The organism is Sneathiella chinensis, assembly GCF_012720115.1.
Classification (GTDB): domain Bacteria; phylum Pseudomonadota; class Alphaproteobacteria; order Sneathiellales; family Sneathiellaceae; genus Sneathiella; species Sneathiella chinensis.
The window spans coordinates 260,055-276,623 of sequence record NZ_VNWN01000004.1; the positions used below are offsets into that span (position 1 = coordinate 260,055).

Below are 16,569 nucleotides of genomic sequence, written 5' to 3' on the forward strand. Positions count from 1 at the left end.
AGGGGATTTTCTCATGCTGCAGATAGAAGCCACCTCCCTGCCTGACGTGAAGATTGTGACGCCGCGTAAATTTGGTGATGAGCGAGGGTTCTTCTCGGAGGTCTGGAACCGGGACGCCATGAGCGAGGCCGGAATAGAAGCGGATTTCGTACAGGATAACCATGCCTATAGCGCCGCAAAGGGAACCATCCGGGGGCTGCATTACCAGATGGACCCGAAGGCACAGGGCAAGCTGGTTCGGGTAACACGGGGGACTGTTCTGGATGTGGCCGTTGACATTCGTCGCGGCTCCCCCACCTTCGGTAAGTATGCGGCGGTTACCTTATCGGTGGATAACTGGCGACAGCTTTGGATACCGGCGGGCTTTGCCCACGGCTACTGCACCCTGACGGACGAGGTGGAATTTCTGTACAAGGTGACCGAGCGATATAGCCCGGAGCAAGAGCGGGGCATTCGGTGGGACGATCCTGACATTGCTATCAACTGGCAGATACCGCCGGAGCAGATAACGGTTTCAGACAAGGATCGTATCCTGCCGTACTTGGCGGAGCAACCAGACCTGTTTGACTAGGGGAGAGGGCATGACGGTATTCGTGACGGGGGGAGCGGGCTTTATTGGCTCTGCGGTGGTGCGGGATCTGCTTCTGAAGGACGGGGCCGACGTGGTGACCATCGACAAGCTGACCTATGCGGGCAGTCTTGAGAACCTCCGGGATGTTGCGGATCATCCCCGGCATCATTTCCATCAGGCGGATATCTGCGACGGGGCGGCCATCAAGGCCCTGTTTCAGCAATACCAGCCGACCGCCGTCTTTCATCTGGCCGCAGAAAGTCATGTGGACCGATCCATCGACGGTCCGGCGGATTTTATCCAGACCAATCTGGTCGGGACCTTTACCATGCTGCAATCGGCGCTGGAATACTGGCGCGATCTTGCGGACGGGGACAGGAAGAACGCCTTTCGGTTCCTGCATGTCTCGACGGACGAGGTATATGGCGAGTTGGGGGCCGATGGGCTGTTTTCGGAAACCAGCAGTTACGAGCCAAGTTCTCCCTATTCGGCCAGCAAGGCGGGATCAGACCATCTGGCGCGGGCGTGGCAACGGACATATGGGTTGCCGGTAATCGTGACCAACTGTTCCAACAATTACGGCCCCTATCAGTTTCCTGAAAAATTGCTGCCGGTGGTGATCCTGAATGCGCTGGCCGGGCGGGAGTTGCCCGTTTATGGAACCGGCGAGAATATCCGCGACTGGTTGTTCGTTCATGATCATTCTACGGCCCTGCGTCTGGTGCGGGGTAAGGGCCGGGTGGGCGAGACCTATATGATTGGCGGGCGGGCAGAGCGTACCAATATTGACATGGTCCGCAGCATTTGCCGGATACTGGACCCGTATTTCCCGGAAAAAGCACCCCATGAAAACCTGATCCGGTTTGTCACCGACCGGCCGGGCCATGATGCCCGATATGCAGTGGATTGCAGAAAAATCGAACAGGAGCTGGGCTGGCGGCAATCTGTCACCCTTGAGGAAGGCCTGAAGCAGACCGTAGGCTGGTATCTGGATAACCTTGATTGGGTTGAAGCGGTCGGTAAGGGCGTCGCAGCGGAACGGCGCGGTCTGGAAAGTCGCGGGTTGCAGGGGACCAGCTTGTGAAAATTCTGGTCACAGGCGGCGAAGGACAGGTTGGCAGTGCCCTTGAAAGGGCTGGGCGAGAGGCCGGGCATGACATGCGGATGATGTCCCGCCGGGCGCTGGATATTACCTCTGTCCGTTCCGCCGGGGAGGGGCTGTCCCGGCAGCGACCGGATCTGGTGATCAATGCGGCGGCCTATACGGCGGTGGACCGGGCCGAGGAAGAGACCGAGCAGGCCTTCTCCATTAATCAAACAGGGCCGCAAAATCTGGCGGAAACCTGTCAGAAGATGGGATTGCCACTTATCCATATATCAACGGATTTTGTCTTTGATGGGCTGAAAGACGGCCCCTATCTTGAGACAGACCCTTGTGCCCCGCTTGGGGTGTATGGGCAATCAAAATGGCTTGGGGAACAGGCGGTTACCCGGACGCTGGATCGGCACCTGATCCTCCGAACCGCATGGGTGTTTGGCGGCGCGACCAGTTTTGTGGAAACCATGCGGCGATTGGCCGGAACACGGCAGGATATTTCCGTGGTGGATGATCAGAAAGGGGGACCAACCCCGGCGGCGGCCATTGCTGATTGCTTGCTGGTGATGGCGGAAAAAGCCCTGGCGGCCGGGTTTTCAGACTGGGGAATTTATCATTTTTGCGGCACTCCCCCTGTCAGTTGGTATGAGTTCGCCGGCTATATCCTGAAGGACAGGGCGGGCGTGACCGTTCATCCCATCCCGACCCGCGATTACCCCACCCCGGCAAAACGTCCGGCGAATTCTGTTCTGGCGTGCGGCAGGATCGCGGATGTGTTTGGCATTCAGCAGCCGGACTGGCGGGACTATCTTGCTGATTGAGTGGTGAAATACGCCCTGACATGAGCCTTGAAGGCCGATTGCAGGGTGGTTTCCGGGTGACGCTGTGTTTGTGCAAGGGCAATGCGGTGGGGAACCAGTTCCCCGCGAAGCGGCATGTGAATGAAAGTCCCCCCGTCATAGGTCTTGCCATAGGGAATATCTGTTGCCAGCAATCCCACCCCAAGGCCGTTGGCCACCATGGAGCGGAGCATCTCGATCGAACCAGTCTCAAAGGCGATGCGGGGACTGATGCCCTGCATCTGGGCAAGGCTGAGAAAATACCCCCGGCTATGAGGCAGGCTGACAAGGATCAGAGGGTCTTCCAGCAGTTCAGAAAGACTGAGGTTCGGTCTGTCCGCATATCGGTGCCCCGGTGGCAGCAGGCCATAGGGGCGGACATCGGCAAGCGGGGTAATCGCCAGATCGGAGGGGATGCCGAAATCATAGATCAGCGCCATATCAATACGCCCGCTTTCCAGCCACGCGAATTGGGTTTCAAGATCCCCTTCATGCAGGCGGATATCCGTATGCGGATAGCGATCCTGAAACAGGCGGATCAGGGAAGGGGCGTAGCGTGGCCCCAGAGTGGAGAAAACACCGAAATTGAGGACCCCTTCCATCCGGTCAGGTGTTTCGAATAGCTGACCTGCCTGCCGTTTCAGGGCCCGCAGGTCGTCTATCTTGCGCGCCCCGAACGCGGTCAGTTCCAGACCCTGCCCCGCATTCCTGAGGAAAAGCGGCTGCCCAAGGCTGGTTTCCAGTTTGGTAATGGCAAGCGAGATGGACGGCTGCGACACATTCAGGTGCCGGGCCGCCGCAGAGGTGCTGCCATATTCCGCCACGGCCATCACATAATCGATCTGCCTGAAACTGAGGGGTATAGAATTCATTTATATAGTATATGAAATATCTGTATTTCTATCTATAGCAAACTGGCGCGTATCGTTTCCTGAAACAGATAAAGGAGACGGTTGATGCAACAGACAACAGAAGCGACAGGGCGGCGGCCCCTTGAGGGCGTGCGGGTTCTGGACCTGACCCGGGTTCTGGCCGGGCCGTATTGTACGGCCATGATGGCCGACCTTGGCGCTGAGATCATCAAGGTGGAAGCGGCCCACGGGGACGATTACCGGCATATCGGCGATCGCATCGACGGGGAAAGCATTCTGTTCCAGACCGTCAACCGGGGCAAAAAGTCGATCGTTCTGGACCTGAAGGCACCGGAAGGGATTGAGACCATCCGGCGACTGGTCGCCACGGCCGATGTTCTGATTGAGAATTTCCGCCCCGGCGTTATGGACAAGCTGGGGCTGGGGGCAGAGGCCCTGCGGCAGGAACATCCGGCGCTGGTTTATGTGTCCGTGTCCGGGTTCGGGCAGACCGGGCCCAATACGGCCAGCCCCGCCTATGACATTATCATTCAGGCCATGAGCGGCCTGATGGATGTAACCGGCGAGCCGGACAATCCGCCCACCATGGTGGGAGAGGCGCTTGCGGATGTGGCAGGCGGGATTTTCGCCGCCTTTGGAACCATGGTCGCCCTGTTCGATCGGGAGCGGACCGGCACCGGGCGGCATGTTGATCTGGCCCTGTTCGATGCGCTGGTTTCCATGATGCCGATTGTGGCCAGCCGCGCCCTGCTTGGGGATGGAAAACCAACCCGAACAGGCAACAAACACCCGGTTTCCGCCCCCTTCGGGACCTATCAGGCCGGGGATGGGCACTTTACCGTTGCGGTCTTGAACAACCGCCTGTTCGCAACCTTTGCCGCGTCAATCGACTGTCCGGAACTGGCCGATGATCCCCGTTTCGCTACTGATTCCCTCCGCCGGGATAACGAGCCGGCACTGGCCGAAAAGATCGAGGCTTGGGCTGGCAGCCGCACTGTCGGGGAGGTGGTTTCCCTGCTGACGGAAGCGGGGATACCGGTGGCCCCTATCCAGACGGCAGCAGAGGCATGGGGGTCGGCGCAGGCGGAGGCACGGGGCTTGTCCTCGGCTGTATCCCATCCTGTTCTGGGAATGCTGCAAATCCCGGAACAGCCGATCCATTTCAGTGACGTTCCGCGAGGAGGGCGCCCGGCTGCCCCGGCCCTCAACGCCCACAAGGATGAAATACTGGCGGACCTGAACCGCCGCGAAGGAGAAAAAGCATGATCTATCCCCTGAATACAGAAGAGCGTGCCGTCATCGATCAGATCGAGCGGTACTCACGCGAGGTTCTGGCCGAACGGGCCGCTGAAATTGATGAGAAAGGCGAGTTTGCAACCGTGCATCTGCCGTCTATGTCTGAAATGGGCCTGATGGGTATGAACCTGCCGGAGCGCGTTGGCGGGCTCGGTCTGTCCGGCCCGGCGCTTTATGCCGCGGTGGAGGCAGTGGCGGGGGCGTGCGGGTCTACGGCATCCATGCTGACCGCCCATTTTCTGGCCACCGACTCAATTCTTCTGGGCGGAAGTGAGGAGCTTCAGAAGCGGTTCCTGCCCTCTGCGGCGTCCGGGGAAAGTCTGGGGGCGTTCGCCCTGACGGAACCCACTGCAGGCTCCAACCCGGCGGATATGAGCACCTTTGCCGTGCGGGAAGGGGAGGGTTACCGGATCAAGGGATCGAAATGTTTCATCTCCAATGCCGGGGCGGCGGATTTCATGGTTGTCTACGCCAAGACCGACCGGAACGCTGGGGCACGCGGGGTCAGTGCCTTTGTGGTCGAGCCGAAAAAGACAGAAGGCGTTGATATTGCCCCCAACGAGAAAACCATGGGACTGCGCGGGGGCCATGTTTTCGGGATCAGTTTCGATTGCTTTGTCCCCCTTGAAAACCGCCTTGGCGACGAAGGGACAGGGTTCCGCACGGCCATGAAGGTTCTGGATAATGGCCGGATCGAGGTTGCCGCGCAGGCGACCGGTATTGCCGATGCGGCGCTGAAGGCAGCGGTTTCTTATGCGAAAGAGCGGCAGGTGGGCGGTCATCCGATCGGTGATTTCCAGGGTCTGCAATGGATGCTGGCGGACAGCGCCATGGAACTGGAAGCCGCACGGGCCCTTGCCATGCAGGCGGCGGTCAAGCGCGGCACGGGAGAGCGGTATTCGACCGAATCCGCCTATGCCAAGCTTTATGCCAGTGAAGCCGCGTGGCGCATTGCCGACCGGGCTTTGCAAATTCATGGGGGATACGGTTACACCCGGGACTTCCCGCTGGAACGGTATCTTCGGGATCTTCGGATTTTCCGTATTTACGAGGGATCGTCGGAAATCCAGCGCACCATTATCGCCCGTGGCCTGCTGGCCGGGTAAGGGCACAAAAAAAGCAGCCCGCATATGCGGGCTGCTGTCGTTTGGGGCCAGATCAGGCGGCCTTGTTTTCCAGAAGAGCCTGAGAACCAATCTTGATGGTCCTTGGCTTGTGTGCTTCCGGGATTTCCCGAAGCAGGTCAATATGCAGAAGACCATTTTCCATGCTGGCGCCAACCACCTCGATGGTGTCTGCCAGTTCAAATTTCTGGGTGAAGGATCGTCCCGCAATACCCTTGTGCAGGTATTCCTGCGGCTGTCCGTCACTGTCCTGCTGGGACTGACCGGTGATTTTCAGCTCGTTCTGGGTTGCGGTGATTTCAATGTCATCCTGTGAAAACCCGGCAACAGCCATGGTAATCCGGTAGTTGTCCGCATCTTTCTTGATGATGTTGTAAGGGGGGAATTTGTCGGTGTTCGTGGCACGTTCAAGGCCTCTGAACATTTCCTCAATTCTATCAAACCCGATGGATGAACGCATCAAGGGTGAAAAGTCGTAACTGCGCATTATCTATCCTCCTATAGAGCAATAAATCTGTTCCCCAAATCTGGCGGAACCGTCAAATCAGACCCGAAACCGGCGCCTGATAAACTGGAAATAATCAGTTCTTTTCATGTTTCAAGATATGCAAAGGGAGAAATTTAACAATTTTTCCGCTACAGTCGAAACGGGGGAAACAGGAAGGAATAACATGGGTATGGGGTCAACTGGACGACCGGAAAGCAAGACAGGAACCGTGTTTTTCTCGCGCACCTATGACGAGGCGCTCAGTCTGGTTTTTGAGGCGCGGGAGTATCTGCTGGGGCCGGGCCGGTTGGCGGTCAAGGACCTGAGCAATGAAGGCAGTTTCTGCTATGCAACCGAATCGTTGCGCCTGACAACCCGCCTGACGGAAAGCATGGCCTGGTTGATGTATCAGCGGGCCATTCTGGAAGGGGAAATTACCGCTGAACAGGGGCGGGATGAAAATTGCTATCTTCAGCAACAGGAAACCTGTTTGCCGGAAACCCCGTCAGAACATTTCCCGCTGCTGCCTGCAGGCCTGCAATCCCTGCTGGAGAGGAGCGAGGCCCTGTACCGGAGAATAGACCGGTTGGACCAGCAATTCAGGGCGTCTCTGGAGGCCGAGGAGGGGCCCAAGGGGCCGGATACGCCGGATAACCCCGACTAAGCCCCGAGCAAGCTTTAATCCGCCAGCCGGAAGGGCGTTCGCCACTGAATTCCGGGCACAAAAAAGGCGCCCGTGAGAGCGCCAATTTTTTTCCAGCAATGTGCAGGCGGTCTTACTTGAGACCGAAACCTGAGAAACGCTTGTTGAACTTGGCAACACGGCCGTCCTGACGAACACGCTGCTGACCACCGGTCCATGCAGGGTGGGACTTTGTGTCGATGTCAAGTTTCAGAACATCGCCTTCCGCACCATAGGTGGAACGGGTTTCAAAGGTTGTACCATCGGTCATTTCGACAGTGATGGTGTGGTAATCTGGATGAATGTCTTTTTTCATATCGCTTCTACCCTTCCGGGGATGCTGGAATTCACTAAACCGGGCTTATATAAAAGGTTCTTCCCCTTGGCAAGCAAAGATATGCTAAAGGATGAAAAATTTTGTGAATTGACCCTTTGGATCATTCCCTGTCCCGTAAATTTTGGATTGGATGTGCCGTGTGACGGATACAAGCAGTGATATAGAGCGAACCGAGGCAGAATCGAAAAAATCCCGCAAGGTGGTTTCCCGGCTGTGGGAATTGCGGCGATTCGTGTTCCCCTATAAATGGCGGTTTGCCGGGGCCATGGTGGCCCTGGTGGTGGCGTCGGGCAGCATGCTGATGATCGGTCAGGCCATCAAGCTGCTGCTGGATAACGGGTTTTCTGCCGGTTCAGAAAATCTGGACCAGTACTTTATTGGCCTGATGGGGGTGGTTGCCCTTCTCGCCGGTGCGTCTTTCTCGCGGTATTATCTGGTGTCGTGGATTGGTGAGCGGGTGATTGCCGATATTCGAAAAGCGGTCTTCAATCATATCCTGAAATTCAGCCCGTCTTTTTTTGAGGTCACCCGAACCGGGGAGGTGCTGTCGCGTCTGACGACCGATACAACCCTGATCCAGACGGTGATCGGCTCGTCCGTATCTGTGGCGCTCAGGAATATGCTGTCCTTTGTCGGCGGGATCGGGCTTCTGATCTATACCAGCCCCAAACTGTCGGGCATGGTCTTGCTGGTGGTCCCGTTGATTGTTGTGCCCATCATCGTTTTCGGGCGGCAGGTGCGAAAACTCAGCCGCGCCAATCAGGACAGCATCGCCAATGTGAGCGCCAGGGCTGACGAGACAATCCGGTCCATCCAGACCGCACAGGCCTACACCCATGAAGGCTATGACAGGCGGTTTTTCGCCGCCGATGTGGAGACCAGCTTCGCCATTGCCCTCAAGCGGATTCGCGCCCGGGCGTGGCTGACGGCGCTTGTGATCCTGCTGATCTTCGGTGCCATTGATCTGGTGCTGTGGAGCGGGGCAAAGGATGTGGTGAACGGAGACATGTCGCCGGGGACGCTGGCCTCTTTCGTGTTCTATGCCATTCTGGTGGCGGGGTCCCTTGGCTCGTTGAGTGAGGTCTGGGGCGAACTGCAACGGGCGGCAGGCGCCTCTGAGCGTCTCCTTGACCTGTTGCATCAGGAACCCGAGATCAGGGCACCGGAGCACCCAGAAACCCTGTCTTCGCCGCTGAAAGACGGGATATCGTTCAATGGGGTCCGGTTCCATTACCCGTCCCGTCAGGATGCTGCGGCGCTGAAGAACCTTGATCTGGAGATCAAACCCGGCGAGACCGTGGCCATTGTCGGGCCCAGCGGGGCCGGGAAAACCACCGTGTTCCAGATGCTGCTGCGGTTTTATGATCCGCAGGCCGGGGATATCCGCATCGATGGCGTGAATATTGCGAATGTGGATCCGTCCGCCGTTCGGTCCCTGACCGGACTGGTCCCGCAAGAGCCGATTATCTTTGCCGATACAGCCATGAACAATATTCTGTATGGCCGTCCCAATGCCACCGAACAGGAAGTGCATGAGGCCGCCCGTGCGGCGGCGGCCTATGATTTCATCATGGACCTGCCGGAGGGTTTCCAGACCCAGTTCGGGGAGCGGGGCATGAAGCTGTCCGGCGGCCAGAAACAGCGGATTGCCATCGCACGGGCCATCTTGAAGGATCCCGAGCTTCTGCTACTGGATGAGGCAACATCGGCACTGGATGCGGAAAGCGAACAACTGGTTCAGTCCGCCCTTGAAAACCTGATGCAGGACCGGACAACCCTTGTCATCGCCCACCGCCTTGCCACCGTTCTGAACGCGGATCGTATCGTGGTCATGGATGAGGGACGGGTGGTGACGCAGGGGACCCATGAGGAACTGATGAAGGAGGGGGGATTGTATGCGAAACTGGCCCGTTTGCAGTTCGATACTGGACGTGAGGCATTAACTGCGTAATATGCGCGCGGTCCCGGTCCGTCCGGGCGTTTCCTATTCTTGACGAGAGGTTGGCTTGGGCATCTTTCAGCGCTTGTTTTTCGGGGTTGTGACACTGGTCGTGCTGGGCATCGGCCTGACGGTCTATGTATTGTACGAAACCGGTCAGTTCGGCACCATCACCCCCCATTTCAATGGTCAATGCGCCATTGTGGACGGCGTTGTCGGCGGCGAAGACATCACCATTCATCCGTCTGGAAAGTTTGCCTTTATTTCCTCCTATGACCGGCGGGCCGCGAAGGCAGGAAACGCGGTAACCGGAACCCTCTATCGGTATGATCTTGATGACCCGGATGCGGAACCGGTTGACCTTCGGGCGGGTATTACGGACGGGTTCCATCCCCACGGTCTGTCCCTGTACGTGGACGATACCGGGCGCGGCAGTCTGCTTGTGATCAACCACAAGGATCATGCCCCGGGAGAGGAAGGCGTGGATACCATTGAGGTTTTCGAGCTTGCTGGCAGGGAGTTGATCCACCGGCAGACCATCGATGCCAGCGCCCTGTTGGGGGCCAATGATATTCTGGCGGTTTCCCATGACCGGTTCTATGTCACCAACGATCATGGATATCGCGATGGCCTTGCCACCATGCTGGAAAACCTGATCCCGTTGCCAAGCGGGATTGTCTCCTATTATGACGGGGCCGGGTTTCGGACGGTTGCTGACGGCTTCCGTTTTGCCAACGGCATCAATATGAGCGCGGATGGCAGCAAGGTCTATGTGTCAACGTCGGTGGGGCAGACCCTCTACAGTTTCCATCGGGACAAGGCCACGGGGGATTTGACGCAGGAAAGTGCGACCGATCTGGAAACCGGTCTCGACAATATCGAAATGGATGATCAGGACAGGATGTGGATTGTGGCCCATCCCCAGCTTCTGACCTTCCTTGGGCATGCGGGGGATGCGACCAAGACCACACCGACCCAAATCCTGCGCTTCACCCGCAGCTATTCCGGGGAACTGGTCCCGGAAGAGATCATGATGGATGCAGGTGACCTTGTCTCGGGCGGGACGGTCGCGGCGGCGTTTGGCAGCCGGTTCCTGATCGGCACCGCGTTCGAGAGCAAAATTCTGGATTGCAGCCTGTAAGGGCCGGATCAGCGTTCCGTCAGTTTCAGTTCAATCCGTCGGTTGCGAAGATAGGCAATTTCGTCATCGCGGGGGTCAAGGGGCCTGAATTCCCCAAACCCGGTCGGGGCAAGACGATCCGGCGGTACCCCCCGGTTGATCAGGTATTTGGTAACGGACAGGGCCCGCGCAGTGGAGAGTTCCCAGTTAGACGGGAAGCGGGCGGTCTTGATAGGCTGCTTGTCCGTATGGCCGTCCACCCGCAGCACCCAGTCAATGTCATCGGGAATGGATTTGGAGATTTCCAGCAAGGTCTTGGCAAAGGCGGCCATGTTTTCCCGGCCCTCCTGTCCAAGTTCTGCTTCACCAAGGCCGAACAACACCTCTGACTGGAATACGAACCGGTCTCCCACGACACTGATTCCGGGGCGGTCTTTCAGGACCTTCCGCAATTCCCCGAAGAAGTTGGAACGGTATTGCTGCAGCTCCTGCACCTTCTGGGCGAGGGCCTGATTGAGACGGCGCCCCAGATCGGCAATCTGGGCCTTCTGTTCCTTGTCCTTGGCCTCGGCCACCTCAAGGGCCTCCTCAATGCGGGCCAGTTGCTGGCGCAGGGCATTGATCTGGGCATTCAGCAGGGAAACCTGCTTGTTCGCCTCTGCCGATATTTTCTCTTCCTCAGTCAGGGAATCCTGCGTTTGCAGATAGAGGGCCTGAAGTTCGGCCAGCTTGATATCCCGGTCTTCCACGTCTTTCTGCGCCAGCCGGGTGCGGTCCTGCTCCTCGGCAAGGGTGGCCTCCAGTTCCTTGCTGCGGTCGCGGATGGCACCGATTTCCTGATCTTTCTTTTCAAGGGCATCGGCAAGGGCACCGACTTCCTTCTCAAGTTCCTCCCGGACCTTCTGCAGGCTTTCGATATCCCGTTTCAGGCTTTCGATTTCCTTCAGGTTGACGGCTATCTCGTCCTGACTTGTCTTTATCCGGGCCTCGGCCTCCGCCGTTTTTCCTTCCTGCTCGCGCAGCAGCAGGACCAGTTCATCCCGTTCCTGTTCCGCCTGCTGGGCACGGGCGGTCAGGGTATCAAGCTGGATGATGGCGCTGTCCCGCTCCTCGTTGGACTGGCGAAGCGTGATGGTCAGTTCTGTCAGTTCCTGACTAAGCTCGGCATTGCTTTGTCTCTCCAGTGCCAGAAGGTCGGCCAGTTCGTTGACTTGCTGGTTGAGCTTTTCAAGGGCCGCATCGCGCCCGGACAGGGCCTGCGACAGGAAAAACTGGGCCAGAACAAACACCACCAGCAGGAAGATGATGACAAGCAGCAGCGTTGTCAGGGCATCGACAAAGCCCGGCCAGATTTCATAATTCGCGCGTTTGGCGCTGTTCCTGCGTGCCATGCCCAACCCCGCTCTAGCCGCGCCGCTCTTCTTCGGCGATGGCGGCGATGGTGCGGGTCAAAAGTTTGATGTCGCTGCGGATTTCCTGCGTGATCTGGTTGCGGCCTTCTGCCATGTCTTCCAGCAATCGGGCCATGTAAACATCCAGATTGCGAAGGTGGTTGCGGCTGGCCTGGTCCAGCCCGCCCTGTTCCTGTATCTGGGCCATGCGTTGCAGCACAGGTTTCAGTTCAAGCTGACCTTCCACCAGCTTCACCATCAGGTCCTGTTCCGCTCGCATCTGGTCTGTCAGGGCGGCCAGCCGCTCGCTGACCTGTACCATGGCGCTATCCCCGGCATGACGCCGGTCCTCGTTGCGGGCAATGGTCCGTTGCAGGCCATCAAGGCTTTCGGCGGTCTGTTCCAGCAGGGCACTGACATAGGCGGGCACGCTCTGGTCACCGCCGCTGAGGGCTGCAGGGCCGGACGCGGTGAATTTGGTGATGGAGGTCAGCCATTCCTCCAGATCCGTGTAGAAACGGTTCTGGGCCTGACCCGCCTGCATGTCCAGAAAGCCCAACACAAGGGAGCCGGACAGGCCAAAAAGAGAGGATGAAAAGGCGATGGACATGCCCGCCAGCGGTTTTTCAAGGCCCCGCTTCAATTCGTCGAACACTTTTGAGAAGTCGCCGTCCCCCACATTCAGCGTGGCAATGGCATCGCCGACCGACCCGACAGTTTCCAGCAACCCCCAGAACGTCCCGAGAAGCCCAAGGAAAACCAGCACATTGATCAGGTAGCGGGAAATGTCCCGCCCTTCATCAAGGCGGACGCTGATGCTGTCGAGAAGGGTGTTCATGGTGGTCGCCGTCAGGCGGAGCGGGCCATTGCTTTCGCGGATGATGGCCGCCAGCGGAGACAGAAGGGTCGGGCTTGATTGGGGGCCCATGCCCTTTTCGGCGCGGCGAATGCCTTCCGCCCAGGTCACCTCGCCATAGAGCATGAGAACCTGACGGAAGATAAAGCCGACCCCGAACAGCAGAACCGCAAGGATCAGGCCGTTCAGGTAGACATTGGCCTCAAACGCTGTTTTGGCGGGGCCGAACAGAAATATGGAAATGGCGATGACAACCGCAAGGAAAACACCCATTCGAATGACATGGCGTCTGGGCCGGTTGATCCGGGGAGAGTTGATGGCTTCGGCAGGGTTGAATTCCGAGTATGTTGTCATGGTCACCGCACGATCAGTTTCAGGTCGACCCGGTCAGCAGGGCCCCCGTCTTCCGGAAGGCCCAATGCCCGGACCTCGATTTTATTGTTGGGCAGGCCCAGTTCCATCAGCTTGGAGCGGACGACCAGTGCCCGCCCAAGGGACAGGCGCCGTGCCGCGCTTTTGCTTTTGGCATCGGCATAGGCAATGAGCTGCACCCGATCCTCAGCACCGGAAAGGGCTGCAATCACGCTTTTAAGTTTGGTTTCTGCATCTGTAGGCAGGGTGGTTTCTTCTGCCGCAAACAGGATCCTGTTGGCTTCGGACACAGGAAGCTCGGCCTCCCGCGTTGGGGCTTGCGATACCGGTGCCGTTGGGGCCGTTTCCTTCGGGGACAGCGCGGCGACAGTCATTTCCTTGTCGGCGGTGGCCTTCGGCTCTGGCTTTGCTTCCGGTTTTGGTGCCGGTTGTGCTGCCGATTTCACTTCTGCCTCTTCCTTCACCGCGGGGGCAGGAGCAGGAGCAGGAGCAGGCTCGTTTTTCGGTGTGGCTTCCGCAACAAGTGCGACCGGTTTTTCCTCAGCCTTGTCCGCAAGCGTGGCTTTCGGCTGTTCCGGGGCAGTGGCTTCCTGTGGTTTCGGGGCTGGTGCCGGTGCCTTTTCCGAAGCGGAAGGGGCGGCGGTGGCAACCGTCGTCTTTACCGGGGCAGGAACGGCGGTGTCCTTCTCCGCTGTTGGGGTGGATTGTGTTTTTTCTTGTGCCGGGGCGGTGCGTTCAGCCGTATTGGTTTCGGCGGGAGCCTGTGTCCGTGTCGCCGGGGCTTCGGCTTCAGGCGCATCCTCGCGCACCGCAGTGGTTGTTTGCGGTGCCGGCGCGGGGGCTTTGGCCATGACAGGCTTCGGCGCTTTCTTCGGGCGGCTTCCCGGCGGTATCAGGGTGATGACCTCATCGCCATAGACAATCCTGCTGCGGGTTTGGGCTGCGGCAGGCGGTGTCAGGTGAAGGCCGCCGCCGGTTGGGGCGCCAATGGTTGCCGTGGGGGCTGTTCGTGGCAGGGCTGCGCCCATATTGACGATAACCGGTGTTTGCCCTGTACCGCCGATGACGACGGTTTGCTGTGCGGCGGCCGGGCTGATGGCAACACCGGCGGCAGACAGGGTTATCATGAAGGCCAGCAGTCCTGCAGACCGGGCCTTGAAATCAGACGTAAAATCGTGAGCCATGGTATGGCACCCCCAACGAATACTAGTCACAGGACCCTTTCGTCCAATCGGGTCCCTGAAATTTACACCATCCTGCCCGTGCAGTGTGACACGGGTAAGGCAGTCGGAATTGTTTCAGGAAACAATAACTTAGTGTGTAGCAGTACTCAATGGGTTCATTTTGCCGATTTCATATCCCTGCCGACCTGTGGCCGGCAAGGGACGAAAACCGTGAAAAATCAGGCGCTGGGCTTGCGGCGGGCCTTGCGCAGGATATCCTTCATGGGCTGATTGATACCGCCGTTTGTTGCCAGAATGTCACCTTTTTCCAGCATTCTTTCGCCGCCGTCGATCTGGCTGACCAGACCACCGGCCTCGCGCACAATGACGATACCCGCGGCAAGATCCCAAGGGGACAGGCCCCGTTCCCAGTAGCCATCAAACCGTCCCGCTGCCACATAGGCAAGGTCGAGGGACGCAGCGCCAAGGCGGCGAATGCCCGCAGAAACGGCCATAACCTCATTGGCTTCGCGAAGGAATTCCTCGTGCCCCGGCTTGCCAAGGAACGGAATGCCGGTTGCCAGAACGCAATCGGCCATGCGGGAGCGACCGGAGACGCGCATGCGGTGATCGTTCATGAAGGCGCCTTCCCCCTTGGCGGCCCAGAACAGCTCATCCTTTGCCGGGTCAAGAATAACACCGGCAATGACATTGTTTCCTTCCATAACGCCAATGGAAATGGCGAAATGGGGAATGCCGTGAAGAAAGTTTGTGGTGCCGTCGATGGGATCGATGACCCAGTAGGGGGCACCATTCTTGGACGGAATGTCGCCGCCTTCTTCCATTTTGAAGCCGAAGTCGGGGCGCACTTTTTCCAGTTCTTCGCGCAGGATTTTTTCTGCCCCGGTGTCCGCGTTGGAGACGAAGTCGGCTGGGCCCTTGCGGGAAACCTGAAGGTTTTCCACTTCGTTGAAGTCACGGACGAGTTTGCGGGCTGCCTTGCGAGCAGCGCCTTCCATTACGTTTATGAGGGCAGGTTTACGAGCCATTATGAGTTACCTGATTGTCTGAGGGAGAGACAGTTGCCAACGGGCCGATTAATCGGCCCGCTTTGAATATTCGGATGTTTCGGTGTTGACCACGATCTTTTCACCGGTGCTGCAGAACGGCGGAACCATGATCCGCATACCGTTCTCAAGGATCGCCGGCTTGTAGGAAGACGCGGCGGTCTGGCCCTTCACAGTCGGTTCCGTATCGGTGATTTCCAGGGTGATCTGTTCCGGAAGAATAATGCCAAGGGCTTCTTCTTCGTAGAATTCGATCTCTACCTGCATGCCGTCCTGAAGGAACTGGGCCTTGTCGCCAACCAGATCCTTGGCGATGGAAACCTGTTCATAGGAAGCGTTGTCCATGAAGGTCAGCAGTTCGCCTTCTTCATACAGGAACTGATGCTGTTTCTGTTCCAGACGGGCGCGCTCGACGGTTTCCGAGGACCGGAAGCGTTCGTTCAGCTTGGTGCCATCGCGGAGGTTTTTCAGTTCCACCTGCAGATAGGCGCCGCCCTTGCCAGGCTGGGTATGTTGGATTTTTACAGCAACCCAAAGGCCGCCTTTATGTTCGATCACGTTGCCGGGTCGAATAGCATTGCCATTAATCTTCATGACTGACCATTGTTTTAGATATTTACCAAGTTCGGGGCGGACCCTATCAGGATGTCACGCTCATATCAATTACCCTGTTGAACTCTGCTACTGCTTGTTCAGGGCCTTTGCTGTACTTCCACACGCCTGATGAGACAGCAATAAAATCAGCACCGCTTTTAATGAGTGGTGTCACATTGTCAACCGTTATCCCGCCAATTGCCACGCACGGGGTGACCGCAAGGCTTGTCCACCATTCAAGGAGGTCCGTTTCGGCCCGGGTCGGGGCGTCCTTTGTGGTGGTGGGATAGAAGGCCCCAAACGCCACATAGTCAGCGCCCTGTTCGGCAGCCGTCATGGCCAGATGCCGGGAATCGTGACAGGTGACGCCGACAATGGCGTCGTCCCCGACAAGGGCACGGGCCTGCTTGTAGGGGGTGTCTTTCTGACCCACATGGACACCGTCGGTTTTCAGTTCGGCCGCCAGTTCCGGGTCATCATTGAGGAGGAAGGCAACGCCCTTTTCCTGTGCGATGGGCATTAGCCGTTGCGTGGCCGCCCGGATGACATCGGCGGGCTGGTCCTTCAGGCGAAGCTGGAAACAGGCAATATCGCCGCCATTCAGGGCGTTGCGAAAGTCGATTTCAAACGCATCCAGATCGATTGTCGGCGGGGAAATCAGGTAAAGGCGGGGGCGGATCGGCTCGATTGTTCTGCTCCTAACAAAATCAGGCCTGTACCGTAGCACAGGCCTGAAACAGGTTCATCACTGAAATGGAAGCGC

The 16,569-nt window shown here is 58.1% G+C and carries 17 protein-coding genes; 8 read left to right on the forward strand and 9 right to left on the reverse strand.

From position 1 onward, the window contains the following. Positions 1-13: 13 nt before the first annotated feature. Genes rfbC through rfbD form a run of 3 tightly spaced genes read left to right on the forward strand, consistent with a single transcriptional unit; the run spans position 14 to position 2,488 of the window. Entirely contained in the window at positions 14-571 is a 558-nt protein-coding gene (gene rfbC / locus FQB27_RS07815; RefSeq protein ID WP_169560351.1) for a dTDP-4-dehydrorhamnose 3,5-epimerase, read from the forward strand. 10 nt (positions 572-581) lie between these two features. Then, positions 582-1,655, forward strand: coding sequence for a dTDP-glucose 4,6-dehydratase (rfbB, locus tag FQB27_RS07820; protein WP_169560352.1), 1,074 nt, complete (start codon positions 582-584; stop codon positions 1,653-1,655). Next, a complete protein-coding gene (gene rfbD / locus FQB27_RS07825) occupies positions 1,652-2,488 on the forward strand; it encodes a dTDP-4-dehydrorhamnose reductase (RefSeq protein WP_169560353.1) in 837 nt (278 codons plus the stop codon). The genes rfbB and rfbD overlap by 4 nt, the downstream gene beginning before the upstream one ends. On the opposite strand, the gene FQB27_RS07830 is transcribed toward rfbD, so the two are convergent. Continuing rightward, a complete protein-coding gene (locus FQB27_RS07830) occupies positions 2,473-3,378 on the reverse strand; it encodes a LysR family transcriptional regulator (protein ID WP_169560354.1) in 906 nt (301 codons plus the stop codon). The genes rfbD and FQB27_RS07830 overlap by 16 nt on opposite strands. Positions 3,379-3,462: 84 nt before the next feature. Here FQB27_RS07830 and FQB27_RS07835 point away from each other — a divergent pair, with 84 nt between their 5' ends. Together FQB27_RS07835 and FQB27_RS07840 are read left to right on the forward strand one after the other, a co-directional pair. Next, positions 3,463-4,644: a CaiB/BaiF CoA transferase family protein gene (locus FQB27_RS07835; RefSeq protein WP_169560355.1), complete on the forward strand. Its 1,182-nt coding sequence runs from the start codon at positions 3,463-3,465 to the stop codon at positions 4,642-4,644. Then, positions 4,641-5,780, forward strand: a complete 1,140-nt coding sequence (locus tag FQB27_RS07840) for an acyl-CoA dehydrogenase family protein (protein WP_169560356.1) — start codon at positions 4,641-4,643, stop codon at positions 5,778-5,780. Before FQB27_RS07835 ends, FQB27_RS07840 begins: the two co-directional genes overlap by 4 nt. Before the next feature lie 52 nt (positions 5,781-5,832). On the opposite strand, the gene FQB27_RS07845 is transcribed toward FQB27_RS07840, so the two are convergent. Continuing rightward, complete coding sequence (locus FQB27_RS07845; RefSeq protein ID WP_169560357.1) at positions 5,833-6,285, reverse strand: Hsp20 family protein; 453 nt, start codon at positions 6,283-6,285, stop codon at positions 5,833-5,835. A 190-nt stretch (positions 6,286-6,475) separates the two neighbouring features. Between FQB27_RS07845 and FQB27_RS07850 the strand changes: the two genes are divergently transcribed. Beyond that, on the forward strand, positions 6,476-6,949 hold the full coding sequence (locus tag FQB27_RS07850) for a DUF1465 family protein (RefSeq protein ID WP_169560358.1): 474 nt from the start codon (positions 6,476-6,478) through the stop codon (positions 6,947-6,949). A gap of 112 nt (positions 6,950-7,061) precedes the next feature. Here FQB27_RS07850 and rpmE read toward each other — a convergent pair whose 3' ends face one another. Next, the gene (rpmE, locus tag FQB27_RS07855; protein WP_169560359.1) at positions 7,062-7,283 is read right to left on the reverse strand and encodes a 50S ribosomal protein L31; all 222 of its coding nucleotides are present in this window, start codon (positions 7,281-7,283) and stop codon (positions 7,062-7,064) included. Between the two features lie 151 nt (positions 7,284-7,434). On the opposite strand from rpmE, the gene FQB27_RS07860 reads away from it, so the two are divergent. Both FQB27_RS07860 and FQB27_RS07865 read left to right on the forward strand, forming a co-directional pair. Then, on the forward strand, positions 7,435-9,255 hold the full coding sequence (locus FQB27_RS07860) for an ABC transporter transmembrane domain-containing protein (RefSeq protein ID WP_169560360.1): 1,821 nt from the start codon (positions 7,435-7,437) through the stop codon (positions 9,253-9,255). Between the two features lie 55 nt (positions 9,256-9,310). Then, positions 9,311-10,384: a strictosidine synthase family protein gene (locus FQB27_RS07865; RefSeq protein ID WP_169560361.1), complete on the forward strand. Its 1,074-nt coding sequence runs from the start codon at positions 9,311-9,313 to the stop codon at positions 10,382-10,384. Between the two features lie 8 nt (positions 10,385-10,392). On the opposite strand, the gene FQB27_RS07870 is transcribed toward FQB27_RS07865, so the two are convergent. From FQB27_RS07870 to thiE, 6 genes are all read right to left on the reverse strand, one after another. Then, positions 10,393-11,754 carry a peptidoglycan -binding protein gene (locus FQB27_RS07870; RefSeq protein WP_169560362.1) on the reverse strand — a complete coding sequence of 454 codons (1,362 nt, stop codon included), beginning with the start codon at positions 11,752-11,754 and terminating at the stop codon, positions 10,393-10,395. A 13-nt stretch (positions 11,755-11,767) separates the two neighbouring features. Beyond that, positions 11,768-12,964 carry a hypothetical protein gene (locus FQB27_RS07875; protein WP_206374444.1) on the reverse strand — a complete coding sequence of 399 codons (1,197 nt, stop codon included), beginning with the start codon at positions 12,962-12,964 and terminating at the stop codon, positions 11,768-11,770. A 2-nt stretch (positions 12,965-12,966) separates the two neighbouring features. Then, a complete protein-coding gene (locus tag FQB27_RS07880; protein ID WP_169560363.1) occupies positions 12,967-14,166 on the reverse strand; it encodes an OmpA family protein in 1,200 nt (399 codons plus the stop codon). 218 nt (positions 14,167-14,384) lie between these two features. Beyond that, a complete protein-coding gene (locus tag FQB27_RS07885) occupies positions 14,385-15,194 on the reverse strand; it encodes an inositol monophosphatase family protein (protein WP_169560364.1) in 810 nt (269 codons plus the stop codon). A gap of 48 nt (positions 15,195-15,242) precedes the next feature. Beyond that, positions 15,243-15,806, reverse strand: coding sequence for an elongation factor P (gene efp / locus FQB27_RS07890; protein ID WP_169560365.1), 564 nt, complete (start codon positions 15,804-15,806; stop codon positions 15,243-15,245). A 46-nt stretch (positions 15,807-15,852) separates the two neighbouring features. Beyond that, entirely contained in the window at positions 15,853-16,533 is a 681-nt protein-coding gene (thiE, locus tag FQB27_RS07895; RefSeq protein ID WP_206374446.1) for a thiamine phosphate synthase, read from the reverse strand. Positions 16,534-16,569: the final 36 nt, after the last annotated feature.

Excerpts from the sequence above, each read along its gene's own strand:
- rfbC (WP_169560351.1), top strand. The coding sequence starts at position 14 with ATGCTGCAGATAGAAGCCACCTCCCTGCCTGACGTGAAGATTGTGACG.
- rfbB (WP_169560352.1), top strand. The coding sequence starts at position 582 with ATGACGGTATTCGTGACGGGGGGAGCGGGCTTTATTGGCTCTGCGGTG.
- FQB27_RS07830 (WP_169560354.1), bottom strand. The coding sequence starts at position 3,378 with ATGAATTCTATACCCCTCAGTTTCAGGCAGATCGATTATGTGATGGCC.
- FQB27_RS07835 (WP_169560355.1), top strand. The coding sequence starts at position 3,463 with ATGCAACAGACAACAGAAGCGACAGGGCGGCGGCCCCTTGAGGGCGTG.
- FQB27_RS07840 (WP_169560356.1), top strand. The coding sequence starts at position 4,641 with ATGATCTATCCCCTGAATACAGAAGAGCGTGCCGTCATCGATCAGATC.
- FQB27_RS07845 (WP_169560357.1), bottom strand. The coding sequence starts at position 6,285 with ATGCGCAGTTACGACTTTTCACCCTTGATGCGTTCATCCATCGGGTTT.
- FQB27_RS07850 (WP_169560358.1), top strand. The coding sequence starts at position 6,476 with ATGGGGTCAACTGGACGACCGGAAAGCAAGACAGGAACCGTGTTTTTC.
- rpmE (WP_169560359.1), bottom strand. The coding sequence starts at position 7,283 with ATGAAAAAAGACATTCATCCAGATTACCACACCATCACTGTCGAAATG.
- FQB27_RS07860 (WP_169560360.1), top strand. The coding sequence starts at position 7,435 with ATGTGCCGTGTGACGGATACAAGCAGTGATATAGAGCGAACCGAGGCA.
- FQB27_RS07870 (WP_169560362.1), bottom strand. The coding sequence starts at position 11,754 with ATGGCACGCAGGAACAGCGCCAAACGCGCGAATTATGAAATCTGGCCG.
- FQB27_RS07875 (WP_206374444.1), bottom strand. The coding sequence starts at position 12,964 with ATGACAACATACTCGGAATTCAACCCTGCCGAAGCCATCAACTCTCCC.
- FQB27_RS07880 (WP_169560363.1), bottom strand. The coding sequence starts at position 14,166 with ATGGCTCACGATTTTACGTCTGATTTCAAGGCCCGGTCTGCAGGACTG.
- FQB27_RS07885 (WP_169560364.1), bottom strand. The coding sequence starts at position 15,194 with ATGGCTCGTAAACCTGCCCTCATAAACGTAATGGAAGGCGCTGCTCGC.
- efp (WP_169560365.1), bottom strand. The coding sequence starts at position 15,806 with ATGAAGATTAATGGCAATGCTATTCGACCCGGCAACGTGATCGAACAT.